At 39.2% G+C, this 8,861-nt stretch carries 5 protein-coding genes; 2 read left to right on the top strand and 3 right to left on the bottom strand.

Features of this window, described 5'->3' with window-relative positions:
* The coding region (locus AB5935_RS22670; protein ID WP_368327587.1) for a helix-turn-helix domain-containing protein at positions 1 to 2,746 on the top strand (2,746 nt) is incomplete at its 5' end.
* A gap of 149 nt (positions 2,747 to 2,895) precedes the next feature.
* Complete coding sequence (locus AB5935_RS22665) at positions 2,896 to 3,174, top strand: GNAT family N-acetyltransferase (RefSeq protein WP_038605760.1); 279 nt, start codon at positions 2,896 to 2,898, stop codon at positions 3,172 to 3,174.
* Between the two features lie 75 nt (positions 3,175 to 3,249).
* On the opposite strand, the gene AB5935_RS22660 is transcribed toward AB5935_RS22665, so the two are convergent.
* The 3 genes from AB5935_RS22660 to AB5935_RS22650 form a co-directional block, all read right to left on the bottom strand.
* Positions 3,250 to 4,545, bottom strand: a complete 1,296-nt coding sequence (locus tag AB5935_RS22660) for a serine dehydratase subunit alpha family protein (protein WP_007836840.1) — start codon at positions 4,543 to 4,545, stop codon at positions 3,250 to 3,252.
* A gap of 191 nt (positions 4,546 to 4,736) precedes the next feature.
* Complete coding sequence (locus AB5935_RS22655; protein WP_007836841.1) at positions 4,737 to 6,770, bottom strand: protein-disulfide reductase DsbD family protein; 2,034 nt, start codon at positions 6,768 to 6,770, stop codon at positions 4,737 to 4,739.
* A 132-nt stretch (positions 6,771 to 6,902) separates the two neighbouring features.
* Positions 6,903 to 8,654 carry an AraC family transcriptional regulator gene (locus AB5935_RS22650; protein ID WP_007845756.1) on the bottom strand — a complete coding sequence of 584 codons (1,752 nt, stop codon included), beginning with the start codon at positions 8,652 to 8,654 and terminating at the stop codon, positions 6,903 to 6,905.
* Positions 8,655 to 8,861: the final 207 nt, after the last annotated feature.

The following is an 8,861-nucleotide window of genomic DNA, read 5'->3' as shown; positions in this document are numbered from 1 at the left end:
TATCTGCAAATTCAGTAATGAGAGGACGTGTAAACGCAATAAGGACGTTCAAGGGCTTAGTTGCGGATTTGAGGATTATAAAAAAAACATACCGGAACGGCAAAATTCTTTGGCTCATAATAATGTATTGGCTTTGGCTGAAGATAAGCAGGGGATTATATGGATAGGTACATTGGGTGGGGGAGTGCAGAGTTTGAATCCCAAGACGGGTTTGTTCACCACTTATAATACAACTTCGGCCGGCTTGATATCCGATTATGTTTCCTCTTTGTGTATGGGAAAAGAGGGCTCTTTGTGGATTGGCACCGTTCAGGGACTTTCGGAATTGGATATTGAAACTAAAAAAGTGGTTAATCTGGAAGGTACTAAATCTGGTAAGGAATATTTTTCTGATCAGAATATAAGTCAGGTGTATGAGGATAGCCGTGGATTGATATGGATTGGTACATGTGAGGGGCTGAATGTTTATAATCCCAAAACGGATGAACTGATTATATTAGGAGTGGAGCAAGGAGTTTCCAGCCCTATCATTTCTGGAATAGTAGAAGATGGTAATGAAAATATATGGGTGACTACAGCACGTGGAATAACTAATGTTATACCGGCAGTAGATTTAAAAACAGGGCGCTATATTTTTCATAGTTGTGTTTATGATGATAAAGATGGTTTGCAAAATAGTGGGTTCAACCTGCGTTCCATTAAAAAATTGTCTTCTGGAGAAATTTTTATGGGAGGGCTGTATGGCATTAACCGTTTCCGCCCGGATGATATAAAATACAATAAAAAATGTCCCAGCGTGATGTTTACCCGTTTGTTCTTGTTCAATGAAGAAGTAGGGGTGGGTGAGGAATATGAAGGTAGGGTGATTTTGGATAAGGCGTTGAACAAGGTAGATCAGATAAAATTGAGTTATGAGCAGAATATGTTCAGTGTACAATTTGCTTCTGATAACTATATTTTGCCGGAAAAAACGGAGTATGCTTATAGGCTGAAAGGTTTCAATGAGGATTGGATGACTACTACCTATGACAAAGTGACTTATACTAATCTAGCCCCCGGAACTTATATGCTGAAAGTGAAAGCAGTCAACAGTGACGGATATGGTGGAGATGAAGAAGCTTCATTGAAAATTGTTATCTATCCTCCTTTTTGGCGTTCCGTTTGGGCATATATTGTTTATAGCCTTTTGGTGGTTGCTGTATTGGTATTGGGATGCTATTGGGTTCTGCGTGGAGAACGGAATAAATTTAAAATACAGCAAATAAAGCAAGAAATAGAGAGGAATCAGGAGAAGGCAGATATGAATTTGAAGTTTTTCACTCATGTCAGCCATGAACTACGTACTCCGCTCACTCTTATTATCTCACCGTTGGAAACGCTGATGAAGGAATATCAATCGGATGCTGTTCTGATGGATAAATTAAATATAGTGCAACGCAATGCGGTAAGGTTGTTGAATCTTGTAAATCAGTTGTTGGATTTTAGGAAAATTGATGTGAATGGATATTATTTAAGTTTGTCTGATGATGATATCATCTCTTATATTCATACGATTTGTGATTCTTTTATCTCTTTGTCTGAACAGAAAGATGTTTCTCTCACTTTTTATTCAGCTGTTTCCTCATTGAATATGTTGTTTGATGGGGATAAAATGAGGGAAGTGATGATGAGTCTGCTTTCCAATGCTTTTAAATTTACTTGCAGTGGTGGAAGAGTTGATGTGTCTGTCAGTTTAGTGGAAGGACAGGATTCTCGGGAAATGCTGGAAATCAGAGTGGCTGATACAGGGATCGGCATTAAAAAAGAAGACAGAGAACGCATTTTCGGACATTTTTATCAAGTGGATTATCCGGATATGAGCTTCTCAGGTGGCGGAGGTAGTCTGAGTATTGTACGTGATTTTGTCACGCTTCACGATGGCACGGTGAACGTAATGGATAATACCCCTGTCGGTTGTGTTTTTATTATCCATATTCCAGTAAAACGTTCTGGGGGTAAACCGATGAAGATAGAACAGGTGCAAGTTGTAGATAAGTCGGTAGAAGATATTTCCACACTTCAAGTTCCGGAGTCTTATGTGGCGTCTAATGTCGGGGAGGAATCGAAAGAAGAACTGAACCATATAATAACAATAGAAGGACTGGAGGAGGATATTCGAAGATTAGAATCTGGTAATACGGAAGAAATTGCAGAAGAAAAAAATATAGAAACAATCTCTGCCGTTGCTCCACAAAGAGCAACGGTGATTCAATTGGTTGAGGGTGAGAGTAATGAGATGATAACTCATATTATTCCACCGGAGGGGGTACAGGAAATGGTGACCGCTGTTCCTGAAGAAAAAAGTGAACTGGAGTTGAAAACGGTTTGGAATCATGCTTATATTGATCTCAAACCTAGTGGGACTGCCATAACTTCGATGGATGAAAAACTGATAAATCATGCTGTGAAATATGTAGAGGATAATATTGCACGCAGCGATTTGTCTGTAGAAGAGCTAAGCAAGGAATTAGGGATGAGCCGCGTTCATTTATATAAAAAGTTATTGGCTATTACCGGTAAGACCCCTATCGAGTTTATTCGTATAATTCGTTTAAAGCGGGCTGCCCAATTACTCCGTGGAAGTCAACAGAATATTTCAGAAATAGCCTATCAGGTGGGTTTTAATAATCCGAAATATTTCAGTCGATATTTTAAGGAAGAATTTGGTATACTACCTTCGGCTTTCCAATATAAACAAGGTAGATAGTTTTCAATATTTTATAGTGCCATTTAAGGTTTGTATCGGAGTTTCGTCAACAGACATACGTTCTGTAACAGATTTCATCTATGAGTAAAAACAATTCCATTTTATTATTGTTTTTATTAATAATAGTCATACATTAAAATCAATATAGAATGGAACATACAGTTATACATGACGAGAAAGTAGACCGTTTCGAAGTATTTGAATCGGGACAAATCGCCTATTTGCAATATGATGAAAAGAACGGAGTTTTGGATATCCTTCATACAATAGTTCCCCCACAGTTGGAGGGGCAGGGAATAGCTCAGGCTTTGACCGAGGCCGCTGTGAGATATGCTTCGGTCGTAGGGCTTAAAATATGTCCTACTTGTTCTTTTGCAAAAATGTTTTTTACCCGGCATACCCAATATAAAGACATGTTGGTGGAGTGAGAAATAAAATCAGACACGGATTGTATAAACACCGTGTCTGATTCGTTTTTAGCTCTCTTATCTTTATATATACCTTTAATCACATTGTTTGTGTGTCATAATATCCAATACTAGTTTATCGGTTTCATTCATGCCTTGTGAACCGATTCTGGTAAGGTTGCGGATGCTACGGTCCACATCATTATCAATGATACCTTCTACAGAAGATACGCATTTATGTTCCATCGCTAATATGGCTGAAAATACAGCGGTAGAGACACCGCTGCTTAATTTCAGAGCACAACTGGGTTTGGCTCCGTCACAAATCATACCCGTCAGGTTGGCGATCATATTCTGTACAGCAAAAGTGATTTGCTCATAAGTGCCTCCCATCAAATAAGTGATACCACAGCTAGAACCTGTTGCAGCTACTACACAACCGCATAGTGCAGACAGACGCCCCAAGCTTTGTTTGATGTAAATCACTGTTAGGTGACTGAGTGTCAGTGCGCGGATCAATTCTTCTTCTGATTTATGGTTATCTTCGGCATAGACTACTACCGGTAAGGTAGCTGTAATTCCTTGGTTCCCGCTTCCCGAATTGCTCATGACAGGAATCATGGCTCCCGCCATACGTGCATCGCAAGCTGCCGAGGTATAAGAAAGGATGTGGGTAAATGTATTACTTCCCAATATTTGTTCTTCACTTTTGCTACTTTTCAGAATTTTGCCTAATTCGTGACCGTAGTTTCCTTTGAAAGAACGTTCTGCCGCCGCTTTGTTCAAACGTTTGGTTTCAAGAATAAAACGAATTTCATCCAATGGTGTGGTGGTGGCAAAATCGTACACTTTTCGCAAGTTCAACTCCGGTTTTTTTGCATCCTCATTGCAGGCGGCGGTAGTTTGTTTGTTTAGTAAAACTTGGTTGTTAAAGGCCACATATATAAAATTGGTATGCCCGCAAGCAATAATGGCCGTTGCTTTATCACCGTCAGCTTCACAGATAATTTCGATATATAACTTTTCTTCTATATTCTCTTTCAGCCCGATAGAGATAGCTTGTGAGTCAATTAGTTTTTTACCCTCTGCTACGGCTTCAGGAGTGCTGTCTTTTAAGACTTCCAATTGATATTCGGATTTCCCGATTAATGCCCCTAAGGCGATAGCGATAGGTAGTCCAATCATTCCTGTCCCCGGGATGCCTACTCCCATGGCGTTCTTAAGAATATTGGCGCTGAGTAAAGCTTTAATCCTTTCAGGTCTTTTACCTAGTGTTTCTGTTGCTTTTGCTACACAAAGGGCTACGGCTATGGGTTCTGTGCACCCGATAGCCGGAACGACCTCGCGATTTATAAGGGCAATGATTTGCTCTCTTTCTGGTTTGGCGATCATAGTAGATAATTATTAAGGGGTCTTGCAAAAATCTTTTTGAAAGTGTATCAAAACTCGAATAAAACTATCATTTCGTTTGTCTTTTCCTTTTCGTTGATTTTCAGAATATTTTTCATTAAAGAATATTCTGAATGAATAGAATGATAGGTTTATTTAGTTTTGACACCCCTTCGACTTTTGACACACTTTGGTTATTTTTTATAGTTTTGTAATCCGGTCTGGAGGAAGTCAACATATTTATCTATATCCTCATCATATGAATATGATTTATTCAACGGTTTTCCTTCATTGTCAATCAATACATAGAAAGGTTGTGCGTTGGCACCGAATTTAGAACGTTGCAAGTAACTCCATTTATCACCGATCGTGCGTAGTGTACGTTCCTTACCGTTTTCCATCACTTTGATGTGTTCGGGCAACGGGGTTTTGTTATCAACGAACAATGTTATCAGTACATAGTCCTCAGTCATCAACTTGTTTACTTTCGGATCAGTCCATACAGCGGCTTCCATTTTACGGCAATTTACACATCCGTAACCTGTAAAGTCGAGCATTACCGGTTTTCCGGTACGTTTTGCATATTCCATACCGGCATCGTAGTCATCAAACTGCGCATGTACTTCATTGGTATATAAGTTGAAGTCTTGTGTATTCATGGGAGGAGCAAATGCGCTGACAGCTTTCAAAGGAGCACCCCATAAGCCCGGTACCATATATACAGCAAATGCAAGTGAGATAAGAGCCATAAAAAAACGGGCAACACCTACTTTATCATCATCATCATCGTGAGGGAATTTGATCTTACCCAACAGATAGAAGCCTAGCAAAGCGAAAATCACAATCCATAAAGCAAGGAATGTCTCACGGTCTAGAATCCCCCATCCATAAGCCAAGTCAGCAACCGACAGGAATTTCAAAGCAAACGCAAGTTCGAGGAAGCCTAATACGACTTTAATTACATTCATCCAGCCACCTGATTTAGGCATGGATTTCAACCAGGATGGGAACATGGCAAACAGAGTGAACGGTAATGCCAGTGCAATGGCGAAACCTAACATACCGATGGCAGGGGCAATCACACTACCTGTGGTGGAAACTTCTACTAACAAAAAGCCGATGATAGGGCCTGTACATGAGAATGAAACCAAAGATAGGGTGAATGCCATCAAGAAGATACTTAACAAACCACTGGTCTGTTCCGCTTTACTGTCTACTGCGTTGCTCCATTTTGAAGGAAGAGTAAGTTCGAATGCTCCAAAGAAAGAGGCTGCGAATACAATTAGCATCAAGCAGAAGAATATGTTAAAAATAGCATTTGTGGAAAGTGCATTCAAGGCACTGGCACCGAATATTAAGGTTATGGCAAGACCTAATAATACATAGATCACTACAATAGAAGCACCATATGTCCATGCATCACGGATTCCTTTCTTTTTGTCTTTGCTACGTTTTAAAAAGAAACTTACCGTCATTGGGATGATAGGCCATACACAGGGCGTAAATAAGGCTAGTAATCCACCGATAAATCCGGCAAAGAAGATGTAAATCCATGAACGGTCTTGTTGTGATGTCGTTTCGCCAAATGCGTTCAACTCTTGGATAACCGGAGTCCAGTAATCTTGGACAGCAGTGTCATTGCCGATCAGGGCGGCAGTTGTAGCACTATCTGTTGCGGTAGTTGCAGTAGCTGTTTCCGCTACAGGAACTTCCGTTATGGCTGTTTCTGTTTTTGCGGGTTCAGTAGTCTTGCTTGTAGTAGCAGCGGCAACTCCTTTTCCGGAGAAAGAGAAAGAAACTTCAGTAGGAGGCAGACAGTTTTCATCGTTGCAGGCACCGAATTCCATATAACCTTCTATCATATAGGTAGCGCCAGTTATTTTTAGTTTCTGAATGAAAATGGCAGTGTTCTCAAAGTAACGTAATTTCATTTCAAACACCTTGTCGAAGTTTTCAATTTCTTTACCTTGTGGAGTGAGCTTCCCTACTAATTCTACTCCTTCTATCTTGTCTACGTTGAAAGTAGCGGAGATAGGACCTCCCGAAGGAAGGTCCGTGGAATAAACGTGCCATCCGGCGTCAATCTTACCAGTGAATACTATTTGTGCTTCCGTATCGGAAATCGTCTTTAACTCGGTTTTGAATTGTACCGGATCTTGAATCTGGGCAACTGCCGGAAGCAATGCCATAACGATTAAGAGGCAACTTAAAAAAAACTTCTTTTTCATTACGTATTATTTAAATTTTGATTAATGTTCATACCGCAAAGTAAGGGATAATATCTTAGATATGTCTCTCTATACCTATATAAATATCGGCAATTGCTGTTTTCAGAATAAAAAATAGAGCAAAAAGATAATCTATTGCTCTTTTTGGAGTTCCATAACTTTGTTTCTATATTGGGAGGGGGTCATTCCCACAGAGGATTGGAAAAGGTTATAAAAGGTGGAAATGGAGTTAAATCCCAACTCTGCAGAAATGGCTTTCATCGGAGTTTCGTTATTGGGGTCAGATAATAGGCGGATAGCTTCTTCAATACGGAAACGATTTACATAATGAGTGAAGGATAATTTGGATTGTTCATTGATGATACGTGATAAATAAGTACGGTTAGTTCCTAGTATTTCCGCTACTTTGTCTTTTGTTATAAAATTGTCTTTGTAAATTTTTTCTTCTCTCATAATACGCTCTAATGTACGGAAAAGTTCTAAACTTTTCTCATCGGTGAGTGAGGAGGAAGCATACTTTTCGGAAGTAGAAACCATGGAGGGGGCATTGGTCTCCAATTCTTTTATACGGCGATTCAGTTCCGTTTCTCTTTTGATTGCTTCTTGATTTTGCTTGACAATACTTAAATAAAGTTTGTTTTTACGGCGGTAGAGGTAATAAAGCAACCCTAAAACAATTACAGTGATAATAAGAATAAATGTTTGTTGCTGTATACGCTGTTCTTTCTGCATTACATCTAGTTTGCTTTGTTTTATTAAATTTTCCTGCCGCTCAGAGTCATATTTGAATCGCATTTCGCTTAAATCTCTTTCTTTGTCCTTGTTGAAAAGGCTGTCGTTTTCCAAACGGAATATTTTATAATACTTCAGTGCGTCATGATATTGGTGCAATTGCTCATAGCAGGTAGACAGATTTTCGTATAGTTCATTGCGATGGATGGCGTTGACGCGTGCATAAGAAATAGCTATTCCTTGTTTTAACAATAAAATAGCTTCTGGTTGTTTGTTTTGCTGCATTAGTATACGTGCATATCCCAAATGGGCATAGACAATAGAGGAAGTTTGTGCCGCCTGTTTATCCTTCATGGCTTTTTTGTAATATTCCAAAGCCTGAGCATATTCACCCATATCATATAATATATTGCCAAAGAGATTATAGGTATGGGCTTGGTCGTAGAAATCATTTTCCAGCATCAATGTTTCGGCTTCATGGATATATTTCATTGCTTCCTCATTCTGTTTCATTAAAAAATACATATAGGCAGAATTTACTGCACCGGAATAAATGATGTATGGATTACGCATACTGTGTCCTAATTCATAACATTCTAATGCGTATTTGATGCCGGCTGTATCTTTTTTGAGGTAATAGATATTTGCTAAATTGCCTAAAAGCAAAGCGTATTGTTGTTGGAAATTATTTTGTTGTGCCAATTGGATACCTTTATAAAGCCATCGTATGGCACGGTAATAATCGGTTTCAATATTTGCTGAATAGAGTCCGAGACTACCATAGACGGAACAAAGGGTGGAGTCATTATTCAGTTTGGTTGCTAATTCAAGAGAAAGATTCAAGTTTTTTTTGGCTATTTTTTCCCGTCCGCTCATCATTTGCGCTTGTGCTTGGTAGATATATGAATAGAGTTGGAGTAGAGGATTTTTAGTCTTGTCCGCTACGTTTTTCATAATCTCAGCGTAAGTGATGGTTTTGGAATAATCTCCTTTATTTAAATAGTATTGGCATAGAAATTTTAAGGCATCCCCGTTATCAGGTTCTTTCCTAATGATTTCCAACTGTTTCTCAAGGATGACGGGGCGCTTTTGTGCATGTACACAAAAGGATATCCCCAAAAGTAACAGTAAGAAAAGACATTTTAGTTTCATATGCTTTTTTCGATTGAGAGTGCAAATATAATAAAACCTTTAATTTTTCTTGTTCAAAAGTCTTGCATATTTAAAATAAAGTCGTACCTTTGCAACGCTTTCAACAAAAGCACTTCTGAAAGGAAGTTTGGGAGAGGTGGCAGAGTGGTCGATTGCGGCGGTCTTGAAAACCGTTGTACTGCGAGGTACCCGGGGTTCGAATCCCTG

This window comes from Phocaeicola sp. RTP21198st1_B8_RTP21198_201120, from assembly GCF_040929485.1.
Taxonomy (GTDB): Bacteria; Bacteroidota; Bacteroidia; order Bacteroidales; family Bacteroidaceae; genus Phocaeicola; species Phocaeicola dorei.
This window is presented reverse-complemented; position numbering and strand designations above follow the sequence as displayed.